The 26225-nt window shown below is 47.8% G+C and carries 21 protein-coding genes; all 21 read right to left on the reverse strand.

Features of this window, described 5'->3' with window-relative positions; translation table 11 throughout:
- Positions 1-7 precede the first annotated feature (7 nt).
- The 21 genes from CFB04_RS10160 to CFB04_RS10255 all read right to left on the reverse strand — a co-directional run bounded on the left by CFB04_RS10160 (position 8) and on the right by CFB04_RS10255 (position 26218).
- The gene (locus CFB04_RS10160; RefSeq protein WP_231934151.1) at positions 8-811 is read right to left on the reverse strand and encodes an ABC transporter permease; all 804 of its coding nucleotides are present in this window, start codon (positions 809-811) and stop codon (positions 8-10) included.
- Positions 812-988: 177 nt separating this feature from the next.
- A complete protein-coding gene (locus CFB04_RS10165) occupies positions 989-2791 on the reverse strand; it encodes an ABC transporter ATP-binding protein (protein ID WP_088535168.1) in 1803 nt (600 codons plus the stop codon).
- Between the two features lie 24 nt (positions 2792-2815).
- The gene (locus CFB04_RS10170; RefSeq protein ID WP_088535169.1) at positions 2816-4126 is read right to left on the reverse strand and encodes a glycosyltransferase family A protein; all 1311 of its coding nucleotides are present in this window, start codon (positions 4124-4126) and stop codon (positions 2816-2818) included.
- Complete coding sequence (locus CFB04_RS10175; RefSeq protein WP_157698774.1) at positions 4123-4986, reverse strand: class I SAM-dependent methyltransferase; 864 nt, start codon at positions 4984-4986, stop codon at positions 4123-4125. The genes CFB04_RS10170 and CFB04_RS10175 overlap by 4 nt, the downstream gene beginning before the upstream one ends.
- A 59-nt stretch (positions 4987-5045) precedes the next feature.
- Positions 5046-7118 (reverse strand): glycosyltransferase, encoded by a 2073-nt coding sequence (locus tag CFB04_RS10180; protein ID WP_088535171.1) that lies wholly within the window; start codon positions 7116-7118, stop codon positions 5046-5048.
- Positions 7119-7162: 44 nt separating this feature from the next.
- Positions 7163-8014, reverse strand: coding sequence for a glycosyltransferase family A protein (locus CFB04_RS10185; RefSeq protein WP_157698775.1), 852 nt, complete (start codon positions 8012-8014; stop codon positions 7163-7165).
- Between the two features lie 221 nt (positions 8015-8235).
- Positions 8236-8619, reverse strand: a complete 384-nt coding sequence (locus CFB04_RS10190; protein ID WP_088535173.1) for an SxtJ family membrane protein — start codon at positions 8617-8619, stop codon at positions 8236-8238.
- Positions 8620-8636: 17 nt separating this feature from the next.
- Positions 8637-8786 carry a DUF5989 family protein gene (locus CFB04_RS18535; protein ID WP_231934152.1) on the reverse strand — a complete coding sequence of 50 codons (150 nt, stop codon included), beginning with the start codon at positions 8784-8786 and terminating at the stop codon, positions 8637-8639.
- Between the two features lie 25 nt (positions 8787-8811).
- On the reverse strand, positions 8812-9828 hold the full coding sequence (locus CFB04_RS10195) for a hypothetical protein (protein WP_088535174.1): 1017 nt from the start codon (positions 9826-9828) through the stop codon (positions 8812-8814).
- 134 nt (positions 9829-9962) lie between these two features.
- Complete coding sequence (locus CFB04_RS10200; protein ID WP_088535175.1) at positions 9963-11849, reverse strand: carbamoyltransferase; 1887 nt, start codon at positions 11847-11849, stop codon at positions 9963-9965.
- Positions 11850-12023: 174 nt separating this feature from the next.
- On the reverse strand, positions 12024-12767 hold the full coding sequence (locus CFB04_RS10205; protein WP_197692508.1) for a methyltransferase domain-containing protein: 744 nt from the start codon (positions 12765-12767) through the stop codon (positions 12024-12026).
- 51 nt (positions 12768-12818) lie between these two features.
- Complete coding sequence (locus CFB04_RS10210) at positions 12819-14174, reverse strand: hypothetical protein (protein ID WP_088535176.1); 1356 nt, start codon at positions 14172-14174, stop codon at positions 12819-12821.
- Complete coding sequence (locus CFB04_RS10215; protein ID WP_088535177.1) at positions 14164-15450, reverse strand: ABC transporter ATP-binding protein; 1287 nt, start codon at positions 15448-15450, stop codon at positions 14164-14166. The genes CFB04_RS10210 and CFB04_RS10215 overlap by 11 nt, the downstream gene beginning before the upstream one ends.
- A 104-nt stretch (positions 15451-15554) precedes the next feature.
- Positions 15555-16529, reverse strand: a complete 975-nt coding sequence (gene galE / locus CFB04_RS10220; RefSeq protein ID WP_088535178.1) for a UDP-glucose 4-epimerase GalE — start codon at positions 16527-16529, stop codon at positions 15555-15557.
- Positions 16530-16631: 102 nt separating this feature from the next.
- Positions 16632-17369 (reverse strand): hypothetical protein, encoded by a 738-nt coding sequence (locus CFB04_RS10225; RefSeq protein ID WP_088535179.1) that lies wholly within the window; start codon positions 17367-17369, stop codon positions 16632-16634.
- 46 nt (positions 17370-17415) lie between these two features.
- On the reverse strand, positions 17416-19188 hold the full coding sequence (locus tag CFB04_RS10230) for a YncE family protein (protein ID WP_088535180.1): 1773 nt from the start codon (positions 19186-19188) through the stop codon (positions 17416-17418).
- Positions 19189-19412: 224 nt separating this feature from the next.
- The gene (locus tag CFB04_RS10235) at positions 19413-21056 is read right to left on the reverse strand and encodes a tetratricopeptide repeat protein (protein ID WP_088535181.1); all 1644 of its coding nucleotides are present in this window, start codon (positions 21054-21056) and stop codon (positions 19413-19415) included.
- Between the two features lie 105 nt (positions 21057-21161).
- The gene (locus CFB04_RS10240; protein WP_231934153.1) at positions 21162-22355 is read right to left on the reverse strand and encodes a glycosyltransferase family 4 protein; all 1194 of its coding nucleotides are present in this window, start codon (positions 22353-22355) and stop codon (positions 21162-21164) included.
- Positions 22345-23292: a glycosyltransferase family 2 protein gene (locus CFB04_RS10245; RefSeq protein ID WP_088535182.1), complete on the reverse strand. Its 948-nt coding sequence runs from the start codon at positions 23290-23292 to the stop codon at positions 22345-22347. Before CFB04_RS10245 ends, CFB04_RS10240 begins: the two co-directional genes overlap by 11 nt.
- A gap of 45 nt (positions 23293-23337) precedes the next feature.
- The gene (locus tag CFB04_RS10250) at positions 23338-24288 is read right to left on the reverse strand and encodes a glycosyltransferase (RefSeq protein ID WP_088535183.1); all 951 of its coding nucleotides are present in this window, start codon (positions 24286-24288) and stop codon (positions 23338-23340) included.
- A gap of 19 nt (positions 24289-24307) precedes the next feature.
- Positions 24308-26218: a tetratricopeptide repeat protein gene (locus CFB04_RS10255; RefSeq protein WP_088535184.1), complete on the reverse strand. Its 1911-nt coding sequence runs from the start codon at positions 26216-26218 to the stop codon at positions 24308-24310.
- Positions 26219-26225 lie beyond the last annotated feature (7 nt).

Below are 26225 nucleotides of genomic sequence, written 5' to 3' on the forward strand. Positions count from 1 at the left end.
TGATCCTCTATAGCACATCGGCAAAGTGCGGCCGCAAGCGACGGAAGACCACCGCCCCGATCAGAAGAAAAAACATTGCTACAGACCAGAAATACAGCGTCTGAGCCCAGTGCTCCCAAAACCAGACTTTATTGATCAGACTGTCGCGATACCCTTCTATGATGTACACAACCGGGTTGAGTTTGAAGTATGGCTGAAGACCTGGCGGCAGCAGATTGATCGACCAGAAAATCGGGGTACCCCAGAAGAGGAACTGCAGTGCCATGGAAACCAGTTGGCCAATGTCGCGAAGAAAAATGATCACAGAAGAACAGAACCAGCCAAGACCCAGAAGGAGGACTATCGATGCACCCAGGTAATAAAGCACCTGCACGCTATGGATCGGGATCGGCAGTCCGTTCGCAAGGAACATCAGAAAGATCAGGAGTATGAAAAACAGATGGATTATCAGCGTGGAAATCAGCTTTACCAGAGGAAGTATCCCGATGCTGAATGCCATTTTCTTTACAAGGAAACTGTTTTCAAGGATGGAAACGGTAGCAGAGGAAAGCGCATCACTGAAGAAAAACCAGGGAATGATACCTGTCGCCAGCCAGAGCACATACGGAACGTTGTTTACCGGCTGGCTCTTGAACACGAAGCTGAACACAAACCAGAGAATGGCAATGTACACCGTTGGATGCACGAAAGCCCAAAGCATGCCCAGGTAGGACCCCAAGTACTTTTGCCTGAAATCACGCTTCGCCATCTCAACGATGATCTGGCGGCGCGAGACTAGCTCGGTTACAAAGGCTATGAACATTTTTAGCATAAGCACTGCCTACCAATACCTGCTCATGAAGCTTGTCCTGTCAATTCCATGCGCCGGCTTCCTCCCGGCAACATGCGAGCCTTACGGTACTCCTATGGCAACAGAAATACAATAGCCGATACTGTGGCAGCAACCATCGGCAACCAACCTACCTTTATGCATCAGCAGCGTAAGCAGCTAGGAATGCCCAGCCGCCAGTTGAAACCATCTTGATGATTTCGTCAGCTCTTCATAGGTCCCGTGGCTGACAATGCGACCATTCTGCAGCATGTAAATGATGTCGCAGCCTTTGACGGTGGTGAGACGATGAGCGATCATAATTACCGTTTTTTTCCCGGACACTTCACGCAGCGCGTCCATAACTGCCGCCTCTGTTACGCCATCCAGCGCGTTAGTAGCTTCATCCATTATCAACAGAGAAGGATTACGATAGAGCGCACGGGCAATGGCAATGCGCTGACGTTGGCCGCCACTCAGTCTTACGCCACGCTCCCCAATTATCGTTTCATATCCTTCGGGAAGTCTGTTTTCAATGAAGGAATGCAGATTGGCAACACGGGCTGCGCGGATAACTGCGGCCATATCGATGATAGAATCAGGAACCCCAAATGCGATATTCCTGGCAATGGAATCATCACTAAGAAAGATCTGCTGATGGACATAGCCTATATTGCGCCGCCAGTACGGGATCTGCTCATCCCTGATCCGGATGCCGTCAACCAGCACCTCTCCGGAAGTGGGGACAAGCAATCCGAGAATGATATCCACCAGGGTTGTCTTCCCCGAGCCCGTAGCGCCGACCAAACCCACAGAGGTGTTCTTCAGGATTGTCAGCGTTACGCCATCCAAGGTGGGCCCACTGGCACCTGTGTAACGGAACCCAACATTGTCTAGGCGGAGCTCGCGGTCAAAAGGTAACGGTAGGACGGCTTCATTTACAACACTAATATTTCCCTGCGATTCCTGAGGCTCCTTTACCAGATCCCCATGTAACAGTTCCAGACCGGCGGCGTTAAGGCGGATGGTGCCAATGCCAGAGAAGATCTGCTGGAGGGCCGGGAGAATCCGGTAACCTGCAAACGCGTAAACAGCCAGAAGCGGTATGATCTGGTCGGCAGATCCCCCGTTCCCAATCAAGTAGAAAACTATAAGCAAAATGCCGCCGAATGCCATCACTTCCAGCGCAAGCCGCGGAAGTAGCCCCACTGTTCCAGCCGCAATACAGTTTCTGGAATAGTGCTCGGCATGAACTGAAAATCTCTCGATGAAAAACCGCTCCCGCCCCAGCACCTTTATTTCCTTGACCCCGTTCAATGCCTCATTTGCAGCCTTGTGCTTGAGCGATACCGCGTGAACCTGCTCCTTCCCGATCCGGGACAACCTGTTGCGGGTAAATAAAAAAACCGCTCCATAACTTCCCCCGAGAGAAATAGCAATGGCAACCGCGACCAGAGGTTCAAAAAGCACCAGCAGGCTCATTATCAGCAAACTCATCAGCACACTGGAAACAACCTGAAGAGCGGCAGCAAAGCAGCTGATGACATTTCTTGCCTCGAACAGGATGTTTTTGCCCATATCAGAGGTATGACGGTTCAGAAAAAAGGAATATTCCTTCGACAGGTAATTTGCTAGAAGCCGCCGGCCCAGAACCTGATTGACGTTGTTTTCAAATATGATGCTCAACCTGACTATAAGAGCTTTCAGCAGACTGCTGACAACAAGCAACCCAAAGAGAGCAATACCAAGCGGCAAAACTAAATCCGAGGCACTTTGAAAACCAATAAAATCTAAAGCATCATGAACCAAATGAGGCATATCTGCCGGAGACGGGTTGGATATGGCTCTCATAAAAGGCATGATCGACGCAATGCCTAGGGTTTCAATAAATGACATAGCGAATATGACTGCAAACAGAAGAAACAAGTACTTTTTTTCTCCGTTTGGTATAAGGTCCCACATTACCTTTACTGCCTTAATCATACAATTGATCCTGACGGCACTGGGCTAACTTCTTTCATTATCTTTATGCGGATGGAACTTTTTAAGCAGTGCCAGTGATTTTCTAAAAGGTGCTGTAACTCGCCATGATAAAGAATCGTATATCTCCCCTATCAAACGGGAACTTTCTCGCAAAGATGCTTCAAGCAGTTGACCTTCCTGATACAACTCGTTGATTCTCCGTTCTGCACGGTGTAGCAAAGAGTAATGGTAGGTGTCGGTTCCGAAATAATATTGTTGATATTGTATATTGGTCGCTCTCTCCAAAATATAATTATGTATGTTGCCATACCCTTTTATCTCATCTACATTCGCCAGAAAAATATCGTTTCCCGGCACATCACAGGCAACATTAAGCTCTATTGGGAGCAGGTTCCTGCCAAAAGATTTTAAGTAGGAATGGCAGCTTTTAGAGGTAAAGACAAACTCTCCCGACAAGGATTCTCTGGTTTTGGTGCCGTGCAAGTCCACCGAGAATTTTATGTCGAATCTGTTGCCGCATAAATTATTCAGACACTCCGGCATCAGCTCGCAACAGGCATCATATTTTAGAAAGGAATCCTTGAAGGGTTTGAAATAATGATCAATGTTCGTCATCATTAGGGGGACCTGATAAACACGTGACCCCTGGTGGTGAGTGCCCCTGTCGCCAAAGTTGGTGGTATATGAATTGACTGGATAGACAAAGAACTTGTTAGTCTCGACCATATACTTCGCAAAGTATTTCTTCCATGAGCTTTCGGGCCATTTGGTGATGTTGACCGGCAGAGAGAGATCATCACTGTAATCCAGGTTGCAATGATCAATATACCAATCATCGAACTGCTGCCAGTGCTCTTTCAGCCATGCCTGTCCCCACGAACAGGGCAGCTGCATGAAAAAAACATGAGAATCATCGTCAAGGGGAACAAACGGGAGAAGGGAAGTCTCATTGAAACGGTATGAGTAGAGGGAAACTCCGCATATGACCTCAGTGTCTTTATATGAATCAAGAGCTGCTAAGGTATAGTGATAGAACCAGGGTGATACATAGAGATCATCCTCAAGAAGAACGATCCCATCGTAATCTTTTGTGATGCGTCCACATTTTAAGATATGTTGGCGGAGGCCGAGATTCTCAGCGTGCTCAATAACTTCTTTTTCTCCATGCTCCCACACAAAACTGGCCGCAGTTGATCTGACCTCATCACTACCCCCTCCATCGATACTTATGATCAGCTTGACGGGAAATGGATAATGCGCTTTTGCCAAGGATGATAGCAGTCGGCTAAGGGTATGCTCTCTGTTATATGCAGCTATGACTATAGGGATGTTCATGGTTGTATTAGTCTAGCTCTGATGTACATGTCTGTCTTGGACCAAAGCTTTTGATTCAGATAACTTCTAAATATTCCCGTAAATTTTGTATCCCGATGTGGAAGAACAGCTTTCATCAATTCTTTAACGAAAATACAGCGGCTTTGAAACCGCTGAGAATTTGGGTATGGATACTTATTGATGCTAATGATTTTGAACCCTAAGCGTACCAGAATGTCAGTCACGATCTTTTCTGAAGCAAAACTCAAGTGATCAGGCAGATAGAACGGCCTGTAGTGATGTTTTGCTTGCAGATCAGCGGTGTCACCTGTTTCAATGATGATCTCGCCGTCTTTGTTGAGGCATCTCTTCAGGCTTTCTATAAATTTCAGGGGGTTCGGGAGGTGAGAATATACATTAAGCAATGATATTACATCGTAGGTACCTGTATGCGTTTCTATATCGAAATAACTAACATCAAGCCCTCTTTTTCGTGCTGATTGTTGCTTCTGAACATTGGGTTCTGATCCGGTTACAATAATTGTACCCGTTGCGTAGTGTTGCAATGCGGTCATAAACTCGCCATGGCCACAACCAATATCGAGCCATTTCACATTATTGCGAAAGTCATATTGATATATATCTTTTAATACCTTCAGATAATTTGGAACTTTGCTGTCAGTAAACTGTCCCGTCACATCCAGCTCGACAAGTCCGGAATGTTTTCCTTGTTTATGCGCCTGGGAGATTTCAGTATCATCAGGACGTTCTTTGAGGTATAGAAGCCCACATTTTCCACACTTTACTAGGGAATGCCCATTTTCCTCAGCATAAAAAGAGCGGTTCTTCGAAAAACAGTTATAGCAAGTCGTTATTTGCATTGGGAACATGACCTTTAACAGGGCCTCTGGCAGTGGATATGATTATGTTGAGCATCACGTCAAGCCAGAAACCGTTTAATGAGGTTTTTTATTTTCAGCAGATTAGCATATAAAACAGTCAGCAAATTAATTGAGGTATCTTGGCTTGCATTGCCTGATGCGGCTCGGTTGTGATGAACAATAATAGATGTGAATATATTTTTCAGCTTCTCTGCTTCATTCAGAATGTTGAAGTTCTCTGACACAATATTGTGCCCGGCAGTCCCCATTTTCTCCCGCAACTCTGGAGATAAAGCAAGAGATTGCATTGCTTCAGCAAACCCTGCCGAATCCTTTTCTGCAACGAGAAACCCACTTTCGCCTTCAACAATTAATTCAGGTATACCAGCATGCCGCGTAGAGACAACAGGCAGGCCTGTTACACAAGCCTCCATAATTGAAACAGGCATTCCCTCCCTGTTACCGTCCTCTCCGGTCAGAGAATGCAAAACAAAGACATCAGCACGCTTCATTTCTTCCAGAACTACGCTACTGGAGACTGCTCCAACAAAAGTTACCTTGTCAGCTATCCCCAACTCATCAGCTAATGCCACGAGGCTCTGACGCAGAGGCCCCTCTCCTACAATCCTTAGGTGTACCTTGCAGCTCTCGGCTACTTGCTGGAATGCCCTCAGGAGATACTCATGTCCTTTCTTCTCGACTAACCGGCCGACCGATAGAAAAATCACGGTACCACTAGGTCGTCGCTCAATTTTGTTAAACCTGCTCAGGTCCATCCCATAGTGAATGATCTCAAGTTTATCCGCTATAGCGCCGTTTGTTAGCGCCATAAAGTGGGCTTTATTGTATTCAGAAACAGTTATAAATTTGGCAGCATGTTCAACAATGAGCTTTAGACGACGGTCAGGGTTAAATTCTCCAGCTACATCAACTTTAAAAATATCATAAGCATGAGCGGTACAACTGTAGGTAATACCAGTCAACTTCGAGACCAGCAATGCAACCAAAGCAGCTTCTGAGGCAAAGTGTGAATGAATATGTTGGATTGAATGAGTAATTACATATTCTGCTGCCAATGCAGCTTGTACTGCCAAGGCTGGGAGAATATCATACTTACTTACCAGCCGCAGCGCTGCAAAATACAAAGAATTTATCTCACTTTTTGAGTCTGCACTTTTGTCAGAGAGATTATATACTGGTTGTTTAAAATGTGCCATCAAGTCTTCATGACATTGTTGAGATGGGCCCAGTGAAACGGTATGAACATCAACTCCTACTTCCTGCAGTGCGAGAATCTCAGTGATAATAAAAGTTTCAGAGGGCACCGGTATGTGCAATAGAATGTAGCATATGCGCAGAGGCTTGCTGGCGGTGCCCTGAACCCCCGTAATCATCTGTCCCTCCATGAACTCATCTGGCTTCTCATCACTTTCAACAAGCTTTACGTAAAAAGGAAATAATTCCTGAGATACTTTTTCTCTTTCCTCGTCTGACATAGGTTTTCTTCTCGCCCAAAGCCCAATCATCTGCGCCAAACTTGCATTCCACCCACCTAGTGCTTTCAAGGAAATATTATAAAAACCAGAAGTTCTGAGATGCCTCTCAAGCGCAAATGGGGTGTACCTATATTCATCATTGGGCAGGTCGTGAAGTGGCCACAAAAATGGAACTGTGAAAAAAAGTTGTCCCCCAGGTTTCAAAACTCTGAATATTTCCCTCATTGTATTTTCAGGAATAGGTATATGTTCAAACAGTTCTGTTGCTATTGCACAGTCAACCGAACAGTCTTCAAGAGGCATTGTTCTCCCATCCCAGTAAAGGTCCGGTTTAGCATCTGCTTGATATCTTGGGTTCTCTATATCAAGCCCAATATAAACGTACTTATCAGGATGTTGAAGAACCAATTGCTTATAAGGCATTTTTCCACATCCAACGTCTAGGATCGTGCCTTGATATCTTCTTAAAAACTTACTTAATGCTTCAAGAATACTTGATCTTATGAGATAAAGATCCATGTTTTCTGCTGTGAAGGAGGGCAGGAGATAGGTTCCCATTTCTGCCAACTCGGACCTAGAATGGCAGTTTTCTTCTACGTCACCGGTTTTGCCAGGTGTAGATAAATGTATAGGCATGATTACTACCTTTGCTAATTAGTCATGGTTTGCCTAATAGATTGTTACCCTCGACGAAAGAAAACAAGCTTGTCCTTCACAATTTTCAGCTTTTTCAGAAAGGTATTCGCTTTATTTCTCGCAGAAAGTTCCAAGAGTCTGTCTTCATACATTTTTATTCTGGCGTCAAAGTAACCTAAGCCTTTAACCATGATTTCTTCATAGTTGGCCCTATAGAACTGTTCATGGTTTTTTATGATTTCTCTAAAAAGAACCAGTCTTTTCTCATTTGCCTTACCTAGCATAGAACCAGCTGTTTTCCTGTAATATATAAGCGGTTCTTTTAACGTAACCCATTTATATCCAAGTGCAGCTATAGTTACCCAGAAATCCCAATCTTCATAGCCACATGTTGTCATACGTTCACTATACCCCCCGCCCGCCTCCCAACACTCCTTCCGAAAAGGCGCAGCAGGATGCATTCCGTTTCGCATCCCCAACAAATAGGGATCATATTCTGAAGTTTCCCATACAAAATTCATATCACCAAAGAGCTGGACCCATGTCATTACAAACCCATACCGATGTTCATAGTCTTCATCAAGAATAGGTATTGTTTTTTGCAGAAATTCGGGGTGTAGTTTGTCGTCAGCATCTAAACAGACAATATATTCACCTGTAGAAAGTCTAATTCCACTATTTCTAGCACCTCCCAAACCTTTATTTTCCTGATTGAGAATAGTAGTCTTAGGCTTAACGTAGCTTGAAAGCAACTTATTGGTGAAATCGTCAGTAGATCCGTCGTTCACAACAATAATTTCAAAATCTTGAAAGCTTTGGCGAAGAACAGAATTAACTGCCTCATCGAGGTAATGGCCATGGTTATAACAGGGTATAATTATACTTACTTTAGGCATATGCTCCCTTAAAACAGTTAGGAATTTCAGCGTGTGCAGGGCTGCGCTGTTACTTGCGCGCAAGGGCAAGCTCTATCCTTATTTCCATTACTAGAAGCTGTGGTTGTATCGGCTGGCCAGGATGACAGTGGCGTCCTAGCGCTGCAGAGGTATTAAACAGTGCTTTTAAGTGCTTGCACAAATTTGATGACTAACAACAATGTATGCATTAGCAGTCGTAATTACCAGAGCTTCTCAAAGTCCTTAGAGATATAAGACTTATTCCTGGAAATAAGATAAGTGTCGATATAAGTGTTGTTTTTTAGTTGCAAGAGGTCCCGATGCACTAGTCGATAGGCAAAAGCAAGCGGAGTTAAGACTAGATAGAAAACAATGGTCAGCAAAACGGTATTATTAATAGCACCAATAGCATGAGCCGCTGCAAGCCAAAATCTACCAACCCATTCTGTCGCTCTTGTTGAAATGAGCCCTCCCCCCATCAATATCATAGGAAGAACAAGCAGCAAGGTATACCCTGTAATCAAATGTAAAATAAGAAAAAACAATGAAGCTGCAAGAAGTGCTTCAAGGCATTTACCATAGCTAAAAGGAGACTTTCTTGACATTATAAACCCCTTCTTTGTTAGAATATTGTATAAATAAAGGGGGCAATTGCTGACCCAGCGGAAAGCAGGATAAGTGCTCCTACCATCAGTAGGATAAGAATTATCGGCAGAAGCCACCATTTTTTTCGCTCTTTAAGAAAACCCCATAAGTCTTTAAAAATATCCATAGAACTTCCTCTCTCACAGCACGTTTTAGATTGCGTTAAGAATCTTAAGGCCATTTATTAGTTTAATAGCGTATTGTTGATTTGCTTTATAACTTGGGTGCCAGTCATGTGGTTGATTTGTATTTGCCTTGATAGACATGTCAACTGAGATGTCAATTACTGGAATTTCTTGTTGTTTGATCCTGTCGATCAAGTTCGCATTGATCCCCGTATTGCTAATTATGGCTACAACAAATTTTATGTTATTATCCTTACATATTTTATTGAATTCAGTAATAATACCCATGGTGGCTAGGCTACTTTTAAGGAAATACTTATCCTGAACAATATTTATACGGTCATCGATATAGTTTAAAAAACTAGATCTGGTCAACAATTCCAAACCCCAATATCCAATTCTTCCGTATTTAATTTCTGTTATCCCGCCATCTGTAGCTCTTACGAAAGGAATATTCCTTTCTCCTAGATATTTTCTTGACGATAGTGATTTTCTCCATGACCTAGCAAAGGTGTTTCTTGTGTCATGAAACGGCGCATACGCAAGAACAACTATTTTTGGAATTTCTTTTTTCTGGATTGCAAGCTTTAACTGGATCAGCGATTGTAATGTGCTATATCCAGTCACTCCAAAGTTTTGCACATCATAGTTGCTAAGGTGATTTTGTACAATCCAAGGATACGTTTCATCATCATTTAGTGAATATCCATATGTATAGCTACAACCGAAAATCCATAATTTATCTCTATTGGCAGGAACAGCGGCCTGATGCGTCCGAGTGGCCCTAAAGGAACTATGCAAATTTGTTGTCTCCACTGTGTACCCATCTGGGAATGTTACATGGAAACTCCCTGGTAAATGTGTGTAACCGAGGTATTCATGTTTTTTGAATAGCGTACCGCCGGGTGTTACATTTAATTTTCCATATGGAACATATGGTTTGATACCAAAACCACGGAATACAAGTTCTAGAAACAAGAAAATGGTGAGCACAGCTAGAGCAAGCAACACAATGTTATTTAATAATTTCCTAGACTCTATCATCTCTTCCTTCTACAGTATGTGTAAATGCCGCTTCACTATAAAGGATCGACTTACGGGGATCTCTTTCAAAACTGCTGTGGGATTGTTTAGAAGGCGATGAATAAACATGCGCATGAACTGAATGCCATCAAGTGTCAATCGAGGCCATATTGTTCTCGCCAGTCACCTTGCTCTTCCCAGACTGGTTGCCGCTCTTTTGCCATAAGAAAGTTCCCGAGCACCAGATAGTCCATTTCCGTACGCATGAAACAGATGTAGGCATCTTTGGGAGTACAGACAATGGGCTCACCGCGAACGTTAAAGCTTGTGTTTACAATAACTCCATACCCTGTTTTCTGCTTAAATCTTTTTATCAAGCTATGATACCGAGGGTTCGTTTCATGATGCACAGTCTGCACCCTAGCCGAGAAATCGAGATGCGTGATAGAAGGGATATCGGAACGTAGGAAATAGAGCTTTTCTTTCAGAGGTAGTTGATGATAACCATTTGGTAGGGTATTGCGTCTGTCCTCTCTCACATAATCAATAAGGAGCATGTACGGAGAGAAATCACCTCTCTCAAAGTACAGAGCAGCATCTTCTGCGAGTACTGACGGAGCAAACGGACGAAATCCTTCTCGATACTTGATTTTTAGATTCAGCTTTTTCTGCATCTGAGGGCTTCGGGCATCAGCAAGAATACTCCTATTGCCCAGCGCACGTGGCCCCCATTCCATTCGTCCTTGGAACCATCCGACCACGTTCCCTGAAGCAATCAGATCAGCAACCCGATCATAAAGCGCTTCATCATCAAGTTTTTCCGCAATCGCACCGAATGACCGAATTGTCATCCCAACATCGAGTTCATCATATTCGGGTCCCAAGTAAGCACCATTCATATGATCCATGCAGTTAGGGGGCGTTCTCTCTGCCTCAAAATAACCGTGATATGCAGCAAGCGCAGCGCCCAAAGCCCCCCCGGCGTCGCCTGCTGCAGGCTGTATCCAAAGGTCATCGATTATCCCGGCCCGCAGCAGCTTACCATTGGCTACACAATTTAGAGCTACCCCCCCGGCCATACAGAGGTTATTGCTACCAGTTAGCCTTGTTGCCTCCTTTGCCATTCGCAGAACAGCATCCTCTATAATTTGCTGGATTGCATATGCTAGGTCGCAGCACTCTTGCGTAAGCTCTGACTCCGGCTCGCGCCTGGGAAAACCAAAAAGCTTTTCCCATTTTTCGTCATTGACCATGCTAAGCCCGACGGCATAGTTGAAATAGTCCTGGTTCAGCCATACGGAACCATCTGCCTTCATGTCAATGATATTGCCATAGATTGCATCAATGTAGCGTCGTGTACGGTCAGAAGTTGGGTCGCCATAAGGGGCAAGCCCCATCAGTTTATATTCACCGGAATTTACCTTAAACCCTGTGAAGTAGGTAAATGCAGAATATAGAAGCCCGACCGAATGGGGAAAATGTTGTTCTTTAAGCATGGTAATTTCCCGGCCTTTACCGTGGGCAATTGTTGCTGTCGCCCATTCGCCTACACCATCAATTGTAACTATAGCGGCCTCCCGAAAGGGAGATGGATAAAATGCGCTCGCAGCGTGGGATAGATGGTGCTCGGAAAACAGAAGCTTGACATCCTTCACAACACCTGGCTCAATTTTGGCTAAACCATCGTAGATCATTTTTTTGATGAATAGCTTTTCTTTTGCCCAAACAGGCATGGCAGCCAGGAACTGTTTGAGGCCTCTGGGGGCAAAGGCGTAATAAGTCTCTAGAATCCTTTCGAATTTCAAAAGGGGCTTATCATAGAAAACTATAGCGTCAAAATCACTTAGGAAAACCCTACGCCCCTTTTCCTGGCTCAGGAAGTCAAGGCTGGCTTTAATGGATTGCAAAGGAAAAGACGAGTCCTGTTTCTTCCGAGTTAATCGCTCTTCGTGCACAGCATAAGCTATTCGACCATCTTCTATTACTGCAGCAGCCGAGTCATGATAATATGCCGAGATGCCTAAAATAAGTTTGTTTTTCATTGTTATATGATACTCCTATAACCAACAACGGTTAAAGCTTTGTTAGGCCTCTGCAGCAGTATAGTTAGCAATTCCAAAATCATACGATCCTATAATAATTTTATCAGTGGCATAGCACAACACTAAACTTCTTCTGATCTTTATGATCAGCATAACGAAACCCTACGCATAACCTTATACGTAGCACACCGGAACAATATCAATGTGCTTCTCTTTGTTACTGTGTGACGAATGCCACTTACGTCTATCTTCATAGATGAAGAGCTGGAATTTCTCTGGAAGACTATCAGATGTGAACTGGACGACTCTGGAAAAAAAATGTGCATACCGTTCGAAATAGTCGAGCCCCGGCGCTCGCATATGGTAATGCTCATCGGGATTTGGCTCTTGATACTCTACAGTTTCAGTAGAAATTACTGGAACTGGCAGTATAGCTAGCCCATTCGGTTTAAGGATTCTGCGTATCTCGCGGATAGCTTTTAAATCGTCGGGTACATGTTCCAACACATGAGAGGCAAACACAAAATCATACGAACCATCGGCAAACGGGAGGGCCTCAAGATCAACCTTATGATCCACACCATCCATGCACAAATCTGCCGTCTCATATCTATAAAAGATCTTAGCAAAGAAATTTTTAAGAACCCCTTCAGGAGCAAAATGCAACATTTGCATTTGTGAAACAGGCAAATCGGCCAAAACAGAGCGAACAACCAAGTATTGCAGCCTGTGTCGCTCTAATGATCCACAGCTTGGGCATCTGGCATGCTTACGAATACCAGTATCAGGCCCTATATCCTCAAAAGGCCCCTGGTAAGAACAAATAGGACACTCGAATCTATCTTTAGACATGTTATCAAGTTTAATTATATACGACCAAATTTTACCTTTTGCAGAATAAAAAAAACTGAACGACACGTTAGCCCTCTATAGCCATATCTTTGTGATTGTTTGCATGAGTTTAGTGATTTACTTCACACTAAGCACCTGTCGTAGCCTCGATGCAACTGAACTAAATATTGTGGGCTTACTAGCCTCCGCAATTTTAACACTATTGTATTCTTTATACCTGAACGATTCTGGCACGTACGCGGCAAGATCATAATCAAAAGAGATATGCTTTCCCGTACTTCTTCTGTCTACATTCCGGAAGAACATATCGAGTTTCTTCAACCAATCATCCCTTTGATCCATGAGTGATCCAAAGGACAGAGCCGAAGGATCACTCAAGAACTGCTCTAATGTCCTAGCCTCACCAAGACCTTCTCTCTTCTGGTTATAATAATCATTCTCCGATATCATGTAACACGGAGTTTTTAGCATGTTGCAAAAAACAGCGGTGTGATAGGAGGAAGAAAAAGCAACCCCTCTACCAAAACCGACTAAATCGCTATCTGCATCCTTACACATCGGATCGTGTAAAAGAGCAAGATGGGCAATATCAATAACCCTGTAATTATTGAAAGGGAAAGAATCCTCTAGGCTAACTATCGATGACAGACTGTCTTTAACTGAGGCGCGGTATTCGCTATATGCATTCAGAACAACTGGCTCATGCTGGGCAAAAGTCTCAGACAGGGTCTTTAGAACCTGTTTGAGCCTATCTAGTTCTTTTTTATTTTCCTCGGTACTATTACAGGTGTATTTAGATGTATTTAGATGAATAAAAATCGGTTGCTGAGGGCCGGCAGTTTGATCATGCGGCTTACGTAATCCCCAAGCGTCTATAATGTTTGATGCATCATCAAAAGAAAACTCGCACTTAAAGCCACATGAATTGATGATAGCTTGCGATTCGTAATCTCTTGCTCCTATAAGACAGGGTTTGCATTTTTGGAAATGACTTGCCAGTCTAGATTTAAGCGCAGCGTCTACCTGTTGACCACTAATAACATAGTTATCCACTTTAAAATTTTGAATTAAACCCTCTACAAGTTTAAGAAAGTACTCACCCCAATATCTATTAAGAAATCCTCCTCCATACAAGTGCATATTTTTTATTGGAAATGATTTCTCGACAAGGCACAGGTTCAGCATTTCCAAATTATTCATGGGATGGTCATGAACGAAGATAAACGCTGCTGCATTAAACCAGTTACGCAAGCGATGCTGAAAATAGTCGTCCGGTATTGAGTTAATATGGCATATAACAACCGGTGTCAGCTTCGTGACGCTTTCGTGAAACTTAATGGCCTCTTTGAGTTGAAGAATATCACCAAAATTATTGTAGCCCAAATATCCGCCGAACAAGATCACCTTAGGTACATCTGTTTGAAGAATATCAGCAGTGTGTTGGTCACCGTACATAAAAATTTTATTCGACATCTATATGCACCCCGAATTCCTGATAGAATTTGAACCATAGAGGCCTATCCATATCTGCGATTACTTTGAAAGCAGCTGCGGCATCATCCCTATACAGCAGAATGTTGTCGCCTCTGTCCCATCTGGATACACTATTCAAGCTTAATGCTATGGTGTAGGTTTGTCCGCCGCTCAGCAGCATCTTGCTCCGGAAAGACACCGTAGCTACTTGGCCATACTCGAGTGCAATCCCTTTGCGGAACTTGTTAAAGTTACTTTCACCAGTTAAATCAATTCCCAATCTGTCTTTTATCAAGATGCCGACACTTAAACTGGGAATGTAGATACCGGAAGAAAGTTGAACTTCTATTTCGAAATCCTCACCATGGCATAATTCATCGACTAATTCACCACTATTGTTAATCACATTCACATGATGAATATGGATACTCTCAGACGTAGTTATATTCTTCGAGGCTTTTTCAACAATAGCAGCATCTAATTTTTGCATGTTACAACTGCTATCTTTGTGTAAGTATTGACCTGATTTGAGACGGTTATTCTCGAGAAATATTTCGTGCTGGTATGCGTTGGACACTTTGACAGCTTCTTTTATAATTTTGATACAACCGCCTTCAAGCCAGATGGCAGTGTCACATAAGGCGCGAATCACGTCTGGAGTGTGGCTGACAAAGAGCAGTGTCAGTCCGGATTCCCGCATAGCTCGGATTCTTGCAATGCATCGCTGCTGAAACAGGGCGTCACCTACTGATAATGCTTCATCAATGATTAGTATGTCTGGATCAACATTGACTGCAACCGCGAACGCCAAGCGAACAAACATTCCACTGGAATAGGTTTTTACCGGCTGCAGTACAAATTCGGAAATATCGGCGAACGCCAGGATATCATCCAGCCGCTCGTCCATTTCCTCCCGGGTGTAGCCCATAAGCATGCCGTTGAAGTAGATGTTTTCGATGCCAGATAATTCAGGGTTGAAGCCAGCGCCGAGTTCCAGAAGAGCAGAGATCTTTCCGCCGACTGAAACCTTGCCGGATGTGGGGGTGAGCACCCCGGTGAGTATCTTGAGGAGCGTTGATTTGCCCGAACCATTCTTGCCAATTATGCCAATCGACTCTCCTTTTTTTACGTCGAAAGTGACATTTTTAAGGGCATAAAAATCATGATGATATTTGCGCCGGATTGGGTCAAGAGACTCCTTGAACCGTGCGACCGGTGAATCATACAGCTTGTAGATTTTTGTCAGGTTTTCAACCTGTATAATAGCGTCTTGCATTACGTCCTGTTAACAGATCTGCACGACAATGGCAGCCTTGGATGTTTTCTTTAGTGCGTCAATTCCCATCCCATCGATATGAGATGAGTGCTAAGGGTCAGGCATTACTTGGTGCTTGCTGTTTTATGCCATTGCCAGGCTGTATCGAGTATATCTTCGAGATCAGGATATTGCGGCGTCCAGCCCAAAACCGCCTTGGCCTTCTCGGCTGAACCGACTAGTATGGGCGGGTCACCTTCTCTTCTACCTGCTATTTCAACCTTTATCTTCTCTCCTGTTATCATGACGGCCTTTTCTATTACGGCATTAACTGAAAAACCATTCCCGTTGCCTAGGTTGAAGGCACCGCTTCTTCCCCCATTTCGCAAGTATTCTAGCGCTAATAGATGAGCATTTGCAAGATCAGTTACGTGTATATAATCCCTTATACAAGTGCCGTCAGGAGTGTCGTAATCAATGCCGAATATTGTCACACTACTGCATTTATTTAAAATGGTATTCAGCACCAATGGGATCAGGTGAGTCTCAGGGTTATGCTGTTCCCCAATATCCCCATCAGGGTCCGCCCCCGCAGCATTGAAATACCGCAGGGAAACATATTTCAATCCATAAGCACGACTATAATCGTCCAGTACATGCTCTACCATCAACTTGCTTCGTCCGTAGGGATTGATCGGTGCCTGTGGATGGGACTCATCAATGGGAATCTTTATGGGGATTCCGTATGTTGCGCATGTTGAGGAGAATACTAGGTGCTTGACATCGGCCTCTGCCATGACTTGCAGCAGATTCAGGGTATTTCTCAAATTGTTCAGGTAATACTTTTGAGGATCCAAAACTGATTCTCCGACATATGCATATGCAGCGAAATGCATTACCGCCTCAATATTGTACCTCTTAAAGACCAAGCGCAGACTGTCAATATCAGCCAAATCAGCAAGAGTAAAAGTACCCCATTTTACAAATTCTCTGTGCCCGTAAACCAGATTATCGAGAACTACTGTTTCATGGCCATGGGCAGAGAGGGCCTTGTTTACGTGAGAACCAATGTATCCAGCTCCACCTACAACAAGAATCATTGACCTGTCTCCTATAGTGCATATTCAATAACGGAAAAAAAAAGCGGCTCACCCGAAGGTGGCCGCTTTATCATATAATACTCCCTATGTACTTCGATACTATTAATAGGCAGCAAAGCTTGTTCTTTTCCAGGAGTTAGTTCCCGTGCAGAGATAAAGGAAGCCATTCGGTGCATCGAGAATCATATCACCCGTGGTGCAAGCCGCATTGTTAGCAGGTGCAGCAGGCTGATTCGAGAGGCGGATACGACCGTCGCCAGCTATCCTGAGACGCTCCAAACGCGAAACGCTCCCGTTGGCAGTAGTAGCAAACTCGATGTATGTGGGAAGTGATGTCGAGCTGATTGTACCTGCATCTACAAGGGCGTTTATTGCCGCAGTATGTCTCATTGCACCACCTGCCATGCCCCCGAATGTAAGGAAACCGAGTCTGTCACCATTCGCAACGTTGGAAGGCGAAGACTTTGTGCCTTTCGAGAACCTAAACAACATGCCAGAGCCAACTAAACTCCCTCCATTAGCTGCTGCATAGTTATCAGCGGTCAGAGATACAGCGCCGCTATTATCTAACTCTCTTTCCAAGAGAAATGGTGCAGAAGCTGTTTTGTAATTGACATGGAAGGCAGCAGTAGGAGTATCGATTCCTATGCCTAAAAAGTTACTAGTATTATTGAACTTAAATGAACCAGGCACCTGAAAATCACCGGTATCCTCGACTACGAACACATCATTTGCCGGTGTAAGATTATCCTTAACTACCAGTTTAGGCGCCGCCATTGCCTGTGAAGCCATCACCAGCGCCGACAGCGCTGCAGCTGTTACCAGAACTCGCTTGATCATTGTTTTGCCTCCTTTTTCTCTTTTGATATGTGGTCTTACTTAGCTCTTACAGAATGGTAAATGCCCCACTCCCACTGATTGTAATGCTTCCAGAGCTTACAGTGAACGTCCTGGGAGTTGTAGTTGAAAGAAAGGTCGTGCCGGAAGCAGCCGTCTGGAGTGTTACATTTACCGACCGGTTCGCATTGAATGACCCAGCAGGCTCATTGGCATAGCTGGCTGCGCAGGTGATCGTGCTTCCTGAAGCAGCAAGATTATACGCCGCCTGCAAAGAATTGACCGGCGCCTGTGGGATCTCCACGAACACCGCTTTGACATCGTACGTGCCCGCATCGGCATCATTGCCGTTCATTACAAACGAGCAAGTAGGCCCTGTAGTCCCGCACCCACTTGCAATACTGTACATCAAGCCCTGCCACTCAATGAAATAAACCTTAGAGGCATCATACTCCGCCCTGAGGGTGACGGTATCACCCATCCTGTAGGATGCACTGGCCGAAGTACAGCCTGCACCGCAGTCCAGCACAGGAGAAGCCGGCGTACTGACGTATACCCTGCTGTAGCTCCCCGCATTCCCATTGGCCTGCTTCGTTACATTCAGACTATAATGTGTCCTCTCGAATGTCGCTGCGATGGAGTTCGGACCTGAGACCGTAGGGAACGTATTGGTCTGAGGGAAGGGAGGCGCTAACGGCGTGGAGTTCACCGTCAGGGTCTTCACAGCGAAGTTCGGGTCCGGCGTTATGTTCAGAACCAGGTCCTGTCCCTTTGGCGCAAGGAGCACGCCCGTCGAAGGATTGGTGCTGATTGGGGTCTGGGGCGTGATCTTTCCGTCACTTCCCGCGCTAATGGTTATCGGGAAGAGTTCAGGACCGGCAAAATTACCGAGGCTCGACGGCTTTAAGCCGGTACTTGGAGTTGCCAGTTGTGCCTTCGTACCAGGGTCAATAATTGATGCATTATCTTCCAAATGTATCGCAGCAATTACTTTACTGCCATCCGGAGTGATAGCGATTCCCCTCGGGGAACTGAAAAGTGCAATTTTATCGGCCTCTACGCTGTTGTTGTTCGTATCGATAACCGCAATCCTATCTTCCCCCTGGTTCGAAACGTACACTTTCGGAACATCCAGAGTAGTTGCAACTCCGAAGGGCATACTTCCGACCGCAACCGTAGCCACGACCGTATTGTTGGCAGTGTCGATGACGCTTACGGAACCGCCAAAGCTATTGGCAACATACGCCCGGGTGCCGCGAACAGCAATACCTATGGGAGTAGACCCAACAGTGATGGGCGATCCCGTCACCTCCGTCAGGGTATTGTCGAAGACGGATACGGTATTACTGCCGCTGTTTGCGACATATACGCGTGAACCATCTGCATTTACGGCAACACCTTCGGGGTTGTTACCGGTAGCCACGGAACCGAGTTCAGCTCCGGTCAGGGCATCGAACACCGAGAGTGACCCGTTTTCAAAATTGGAGACGTAGAGCCGTGTTCCCGCGGGATCGACCGCCAAACCGCGGGGCTTGTAGGTGGTCGGAAAAGTGGTCACGCTGTCGTTCATCGTGTCGATCACCGTGATATTATTGCCGGCAGAATTCGAGACATAGACGCGGCTACCAAACCTGTTAACGGCGACGCCGTAAGGCTTTTCGGTCGCCGGCAGCGTTATATCCTTGATTTTGCTGTTTGTAGCAAGATCAAGAACTGAAACGCTGTGCCCATCTTGGTTTGCCACGTAGGCAAACGGTGATGCATCCGCCAGACTTGCGCATCCCAAAATGCACAGGGCTCCCAACATTAGCCGTAAGTACATACCTTCCTCCTCGAGCGTAACCTGAAATTACGGGGGTGTTATTGCAAATTCGAAACCAAACATCCTGGCCCGACATTAAAGTACTCCAAACTTCAATTCTTCAGCCTTGCATTCTGCGGCATATTTCCGCACCCTTCCCGTGCTACTGAGGCATCCCTCGATGAGGCATCATACTCCACAGGGGCAGAATTATTAGAAAGCCTCCTGCAGCGGCAACAGCCGAGTTATCCTCCTACCGCCGGAGCACCCAGCAGTTTTTCCAGCTCGCCAGCAAGGGGTGAATTGAGCGCCTTAAGCCTGTCGGATGCATCCCGGGCTCTCGTCTGGTCACCGAGCTGAATCAGGACAACCCCCATGTTATAAAGGGCGTTAGGGTATTCAGGGGTTAGCGACAGTGCCATCCTGTAGTAAAAGAGCGCTTCCCGCAGCCGCCCCTGCTGAACAAGGGCTGACCCCAGATTTTCATACGGTACATGGTGATCGGGTCGAACCTTTATGGCAGCCCGAAGCGTGTTTTCTGCCTCAGTCCACCGACCGCGATCTGCATATGCAGTAGCGAGGGTAAGATAGTTCCGCTGATTGGCGGGCGCCTTCTGCACGTTATCCCTTGCAAATGCTATGGTGTCGGACCATAGGGCATTACGCTGCCAGGTAAGTCCGGAATAGACGATAATGCCGGCAGTCACGGCAGCAACGAGAAGCCGCCGGGGAAGGTTTTTCAGCAGGTCAAGCACTATGACGGCAAAACCGAAGACCGCCATGTAGAGGCGGTGCTCGACGGCAGCATCAAGAGGAATGAATGTGGATTCGACCAGGAGGGAAAGGAAAAACCAGGCTATGCCGAAGGAGATGAGTGGCCGCCGGGCCCGGAGGTACCAGGCAAAAGCAGCAAGCGCAACGAGACCCAAAAAGGCAACTGCATTCTGAGGTGTCAGCACAGCCTGCGCCAGGGGATATCCGTAATCGAAAATCTGCCCGTACGGGAGAACGAGAAGCCGCATATAGAGCCATAGCACTGAAAATTCAGTCACCAGATAAAGCATCCGAAGGTTCTCCGGCGGCTTTACCAGCTTGACCCCATCCGATGAAGGTGCAACAGCCGAAGTTTCCTTGGCTTTTGCCCAGTACTCAGCCCTGGCGGCATGGTTGAAAAGGATTTTCTCATCGGTCCCCACCTGAAGGTAGGTGTTCCACACGGTCACTAGTATGAAGGGGAGCAGATAGAGAAGCTGCCGCCGCCACCCCTTCTTCGCGTCATTCAGGAAAAACCGCTCGATCAGCAGGAGAGCAAGGGGCAGCACTACCGCATTCTGTTTTGTCCAGAGAGCGACGACACAGGCTGCCAGAGAAACAAGATACCAGGATAGATGCTCTCCGGAAACGAAAGGCTTCCCTTTGCCCACGGCCTCTTTTGCCCGGATAAAGCCATACACCGAGAGGAACAGGAAGAGTCCGCACATGCTCGCCATGCGTTGAACGATGTAATTGACCGCCTGGGTCTGTATGGGATGGGCAAGAAATATCAGGGCCGTGGCAAGCGGCAAAAGGAAGGACCCGCGGAAGACGCGGCGCGCAATGAGGAATACCAGCCACGAGGCTGTTATATGAATTCCTATATTGACGACGTGGTAGCCGGCAACATCAAGTTCACCGAACCGGTAGTTGAGGGCAAAGGATAAAAAAGCAACACCTCTCGGCTTTATCACGTTCGAGAAGGCGAGGCCGAGATCACGGATAGTATGGTTATCGACGATGTTCTGCATGTCGTCGAAAATCCAGGGTATGTGGAGTGTCTTGAGGTAAAGGGCGCTTCCTGCCAGGGTAATCAGCAGGAGGCTCAGTAGATTCTGCCGGGTGATCGTGGACATCAAACCCTCTAACAGGCTGTTGAAGAATTCAGGATATTTCAAAAAAGTGAGAAACGCACCCGCAGAAAGTCCCAGGGACCTGCTTAACGGACTCTTCCCGCTGGGTCAGGCTCGCTCATTATTCAACATCCGGCGATAAATTTCCAGCAGAAGAATTCCGCGTGCGACCCAGGAGTGCTCACGCTCCGACTTCTCACGCACACATGTACCCAGTCTCGCCATGCGGTCTCCATCTCCGGCAAGTTCCCGAACCTGCCGGGCAAAGTCACCTGCGTCCCCATATTTCGCATAGACACCCGTATCACCCAGGATCTCCCGGTTAACCGGAGTGTCGAATGCCACGGTGGGAAGAGCGCAAGCCATGTAGTTGAACAGCTTGCCGTTCGCTTCCGTGCGCGAAATTTTCGGAGAGAGGGCGAGGTCGGCCGCCGAGAGGAAAAAAGGGACGTCCATGTAATCGACCCGGCCGGTAAAAGTGATGCAATCGGAGAGACCTGCCCTTTCCGCTTTTTCCCGGTATTCCTCCACCGGGAAGCCCATTATCAGATAGTGAAGCGGGCTGCCTGCCGAACGCGACAGGGAGATGGATTCCAGCAGCAGATCGACCCCCTGGTAACGGTTCAGAACACCGAGAAAGGCGGCGACGGGCCGATCAAGAGGAAGTTGCAGCTTCCGGCGTGCATCTAGACGCCGGGAAGGAAGCGGCCGAAAGGCATCCGTGTTCACCCCGTCGATGATCGCCTGCACCCGCCGCGGGTCCACCCCCCAGTTCTCCGTAAGATCCTTCTCCCCCTCTCCGGAACTTGTAACGATGAAGTCTGACCCCCTGTTCACCAGTCGTTCGACGGAGCCGAAGAGCCGGTACAGTATCCCCTCCTTTTCTATGAAGGAGTGATCCACCATTTCCGACGTCAGGCTCCCCTGGCAGTCGAACAGCAGCGGACAACGGAAGAGCTTTTTCAGAAGCAGGCCGATAAAGGCCCCCTCGTGGAGATGCGCATGGATTATGTGCGGACGGAACTCGCGAGCAGTCTTTACAGCCTTAGCAAGGAGAAGAAGGTCAAGGTAGGGCTTGTGCCACGAAGGCCCGGCAGCCAACTTCCGGTACCAGGGAATTGTGGGAATCCGGCAGGTAGGGATGCCGGGCATGTCCCGGCCGAGATGATAGGTAGCGATGCAAACCTGGTGGCCGAGGGCGATGAGAGTCCGCGCTTCTTCGTATATCCTCACATGACAGCCGCGGTCAGCGAAGTATGGAGTCGGCGCCAGCATGAGAATTCTCAGGCTGTTATCGTTCAAGGTTCACTGTTTCCCTGACTGTGTAGATCGGCTTCCCCTGCGCTTCATAGTATGTTCGGGCGTTCACCTCTCCAAGGAGGCCGAGAACGATAAACTGTACCCCCATGAAGAGGAGGAATGCAGTCAGGATCAGCAGGGGGTTGCGATTCATGCTGACCTGCTCGAAAAACTTCATGTAGAGCATGAGCGACCCGGTGAACGATCCTGCAAAAAGAGTATAAATCCCCATTTTGCCGAAAAGCTGGATAGGCTTGGTCGAGTAGGTAAGAAGAAATTTCACCGTCATCAGATCAAGGACCACCCGCATCGTCCTCGAGATGCCGTACTTGCTCTTGCCGTGACGCCTTGGATGGTGCCTGACCGGCAACTCCGTTACACGCGCCCCCACCTGGGACGCCAGGGCAGGAACAAACCGATGCATCTCCCCATACAGGTTTACACCCTCCAGGACCTCACGTCTGTATGCCTTCAGCGTGCATCCGTAGTCGTGCAGATGAACTCCGGTCATTCTGGATATCAGGGCGTTGGCGAGCAGAGATGGGAGCTTGCGGTTGATGAAGGTGTCGCGGCGGTCTTTACGCCAGCCCGAAACCACGTCATATCCCTCGTCAAGCTTCTTCAGAAGAAGAGGTATGTCCGCGGGATCGTTCTGCAGGTCGCCATCCATCGGCACGATCACTCTACCGGAGGCCGCGGCGAAGCCGGCGGCCATGGCTGCAGTCTGGCCGAAATTGCGCCGCAGCCGGATGATTCTGTACCTGGGATCCTTCCTCGCCTGCTCCTTCAGCCGGTCGAACGAACTGTCAATGGATCCGTCATCAGCGAAGATGACTTCATAGGAAAGACCGCTCTCCGTCAGCGCATCCCGGATTGTGTCGCACAGAAGCGGTATGTTCTCTTCCTCATTGAATATGGGAACTACAATAGTAAGATCCACGGATGCTCCGATCGGGCGAGTGTCTCTATTGGAATGCTGGCGTATTCAGGCATCTGTAATACGTGAAATGACCACTTGGCCGACTATCCCATTGGGCCTTCTGAAACGCGGGCTCAGGAGCCCCCATATCAGTCCTGTTCCGTAGGAAAGATGGAGTGCCGGGAAAACGGCCAGTAGGAGAGGCATGATCATGCCACGCTTTACACGCACTGCATCTGCCGCCGCAAAGCATACAACAGCAAATGCATAGCATGCAAGGGGTAGTGTATAGGCAGCATTTGCAACAACAGGGAGGGAAAGCATGTAGAGGAGGAACAGAGACGGAATTGCAGCGGAAACAGGGAGCTTGCCGCTTATGCGGGCCTGCTCGCCACGCCCCCTGCCATAAGTAAGCAATTGGCGGACGAACGCCCGGAATGTCGCGCGTTGGCTGCGGTAGACAGCAATATCGGGATCGTGAACAGAGCGAAACCCGGCCTTGAGGAGGCGATCCAGCAATTCGTTCTCCTCATTCGGGTAAAGGCGTTCATCAAAACCGTTAAACTGGAGGAATACCTCCCGGCGGATGGCAAGGTTACAGAGAATCAACTCCCGCTCCCCGGCAAACCTTGCTCTCCCATGCTTCCTGTACCTGTTACGCACGCCTCCCCCACCCAGAATGGAAGAGAACGCTGCACCGAAGGCCTGCTGCCAGGGCCCATCTTCGGGTGGGGTCAGAGAAGGCCCCCCCACGACGCCAACCTGCGGATCGGTGAAGTGATGTGAGATCCTCTCCAGGGAACCGGCGGCAATAATCGAATCGTCATCAAGAAAATAGAGAAAGCGTCCGCGCGCTTGAGCTGCGGCCATGTTGCGCTGCCTGCTGGGCTGGGTTCCCTCCGCGATCAGGAGCTCGACGCGTTCGGCAGGAAAGCTGGAGCGCTTCAGGGCTTCGAGGGCCTTGACTTCTCCACCAGGTTTAACAGGAATTATGATTGAAAACTCTATTTCTGACATTCGTGATTTTGTTGCCGGGCTATCTGGAACCACCGCCGGTCAGCCGCCGATAGTTGGCTTGCAGATCAGCATCATGCGGTTTTATCGAAAGTGCCTGCCGAAGATACGTGATTGCAAGGTCGGTTTTGCCGCGCCGGTACGCGAGAAAAGCCAGTTCATTAAGCGCTGCAGTATCCTGGTCGTCCTGCTTCAGGAGCGCCAAGTATGCCTGCTCAGACTCGAAAAGTCTACCAGTTGAAGCATAGAGCCCCCCCATTCCGTGAAGCGCGCGTTTTTCCCCGGGATCCAGAAATAGTGTCCGCCTGTAGGACCGGATCGCCTCCTCTGTTGCTCCCGTAGCTGCGAAAAAGGATGCCAGCATAAGGGATTGCTCGGGGCGCATCGGCTGCGGGAGAGCCTTGGCGAGGTGCGCCGGATCTACTGCAGGTGGAAGCTTCGGCTGATCTGCTCTCATCCAGAAGGACACTGCAAGATCAGCATATACTAGCCGCCACCTGTCGTCGTTACGCAGCCGCGGAAGCAGGTTGTTCGCCTCCTCGGAATCATGGAGAAGCAAAACACCGGTTAAAGCATGGCGACTGACGATCTGCTCCCACAACCTTTGATCCCCGGGCGCCGAGAATATCTGCTCCAGATGCTCTGAGTCGTATACTTCCCAGCGGCCGTCCGTCAAAGGACGAATCCCATGATACAGACAATATCCGCCCAGGTAATTCGAATTGTAAAGCTGCCCGCTAAACCCCGAAGCAGCCATGAAACGCGGAAAATCGGCAGAAAAGAGGATGGGTGAAGCTTGCAGGCCTGCTCGTATCGGGTAATTGAGCATCCTGTAGTACCGCCCGGAAAGGGGAAACCAGCAGCTGAACAGGATCAGGGCAGCCGCAGCCACCGCCACCGCTCGTGGCAAATGTCCCCGTAGATACCCTGAAAGGTGCTCGGCAATGAAAGGCCCCGCTGCAACCGCAAAAAGTGGGATGTTGCGGCGGCCGGTGCAGGCAGCCGCAGCAAGCCCTGCTATCAGCAGAAGGCGGGAAAGAGAGAAACGCCTCGCTCTCAGTGCTTCAAATGCAGCAACGGCGGCAAGAAGGAGCAGGATGAGAAAGAACCAGAAATCCGGTGCCGAACGGCTGATGTTGCCGAAGGTAGGGGTAAGTTCCGCAATCGTCTTGAAAAAGGTGGGGGCTGCAGGACCCGCCTCCGTTGCCAGCAGCAGCGCATAACGCCACCCGTCGACACCAAAGGGAGAAACAATGCTTGCTGCTGCCACTGCCAGAAAGAGTAATAGCGGCCACTTCAGGTCGGCCTCTCCACTCCTGATGGAGGAGATTGCTGCTCCTGCCAGGACACACCCCGCCATGAAAGGCCCGATAACGAACAGGCCATGGGAGTTTGTCCAGATAACCTGGAGAAAAGCGAATAGAAGGAGCTGCCAGCTGCTTCGGTAGCGCTCCTCCTGAAGGCGCAGGTAAAAGAGGACAACCATCAGAATAGTTATAAGGTCGGGACGAGGGGTAAACCGGTCGCTGCAGGCCAGTGCGACACAGAAGAGAAGCAGGGATGCATTATCAGCGGGTATCCACCGGCACATGGCGCGGTAGCAGAAAAACAGTATGACACCCCAGAGGGTGATCATCACGAGGTTAACCCCCACCATCCCTGCCAGCCGGTCCGCAGACGCCAAAAGAACCTGGAACAGCCAATGAGAATCATGATAGGGACGACCGAATCCCGCAGCACTGAAGCGGTCGGTTCCGGGAATTTCCCAGCGGGCGAGAATGTCGCGACCAATTCCGACCTGCCACCAGGTGTCGGCGTCGACCACCTCTCTTACCAGAAACGCAGCAACAGCCAAACTCACCACAAGGGGGAGCAGCCTGAAAAAAATAAACCGGGGAATTCCCGGTTGGGTATCTGAGGCGACAATCGGCATGTGTGGC

It is taken from the genome of Geobacter sp. DSM 9736 (assembly GCF_900187405.1).
Classification (GTDB): domain Bacteria; phylum Desulfobacterota; class Desulfuromonadia; order Geobacterales; family Geobacteraceae; genus DSM-9736.

What these genes read in the sequence shown, in the direction of transcription:
- CFB04_RS10175 (WP_157698774.1), bottom strand. Translation starts at nt 4,986, where the DNA reads ATGCAAATAACGACTTGCTATAACTGTTTTTCGAAGAACCGCTCTTTT.
- CFB04_RS10195 (WP_088535174.1), bottom strand. Translation starts at nt 9,828, where the DNA reads ATGATAGAGTCTAGGAAATTATTAAATAACATTGTGTTGCTTGCTCTA.
- CFB04_RS10160 (WP_231934151.1), bottom strand. Translation starts at nt 811, where the DNA reads ATGCTAAAAATGTTCATAGCCTTTGTAACCGAGCTAGTCTCGCGCCGC.
- CFB04_RS10255 (WP_088535184.1), bottom strand. Translation starts at nt 26,218, where the DNA reads ATGCCGATTGTCGCCTCAGATACCCAACCGGGAATTCCCCGGTTTATT.
- CFB04_RS10165 (WP_088535168.1), bottom strand. Translation starts at nt 2,791, where the DNA reads ATGATTAAGGCAGTAAAGGTAATGTGGGACCTTATACCAAACGGAGAA.
- CFB04_RS18535 (WP_231934152.1), bottom strand. Translation starts at nt 8,786, where the DNA reads ATGGATATTTTTAAAGACTTATGGGGTTTTCTTAAAGAGCGAAAAAAA.
- CFB04_RS10215 (WP_088535177.1), bottom strand. Translation starts at nt 15,450, where the DNA reads ATGCAAGACGCTATTATACAGGTTGAAAACCTGACAAAAATCTACAAG.
- CFB04_RS10250 (WP_088535183.1), bottom strand. Translation starts at nt 24,288, where the DNA reads ATGTCAGAAATAGAGTTTTCAATCATAATTCCTGTTAAACCTGGTGGA.
- CFB04_RS10170 (WP_088535169.1), bottom strand. Translation starts at nt 4,126, where the DNA reads ATGAACATCCCTATAGTCATAGCTGCATATAACAGAGAGCATACCCTT.
- CFB04_RS10180 (WP_088535171.1), bottom strand. Translation starts at nt 7,118, where the DNA reads ATGCCTATACATTTATCTACACCTGGCAAAACCGGTGACGTAGAAGAA.
- CFB04_RS10185 (WP_157698775.1), bottom strand. Translation starts at nt 8,014, where the DNA reads ATGCCTAAAGTAAGTATAATTATACCCTGTTATAACCATGGCCATTAC.
- CFB04_RS10235 (WP_088535181.1), bottom strand. Translation starts at nt 21,056, where the DNA reads ATGTCCACGATCACCCGGCAGAATCTACTGAGCCTCCTGCTGATTACC.
- CFB04_RS10230 (WP_088535180.1), bottom strand. Translation starts at nt 19,188, where the DNA reads ATGTACTTACGGCTAATGTTGGGAGCCCTGTGCATTTTGGGATGCGCA.
- galE (WP_088535178.1), bottom strand. Translation starts at nt 16,529, where the DNA reads ATGATTCTTGTTGTAGGTGGAGCTGGATACATTGGTTCTCACGTAAAC.
- CFB04_RS10190 (WP_088535173.1), bottom strand. Translation starts at nt 8,619, where the DNA reads ATGTCAAGAAAGTCTCCTTTTAGCTATGGTAAATGCCTTGAAGCACTT.
- CFB04_RS10225 (WP_088535179.1), bottom strand. Translation starts at nt 17,369, where the DNA reads ATGATCAAGCGAGTTCTGGTAACAGCTGCAGCGCTGTCGGCGCTGGTG.
- CFB04_RS10210 (WP_088535176.1), bottom strand. Translation starts at nt 14,174, where the DNA reads ATGTCGAATAAAATTTTTATGTACGGTGACCAACACACTGCTGATATT.
- CFB04_RS10200 (WP_088535175.1), bottom strand. Translation starts at nt 11,849, where the DNA reads ATGAAAAACAAACTTATTTTAGGCATCTCGGCATATTATCATGACTCG.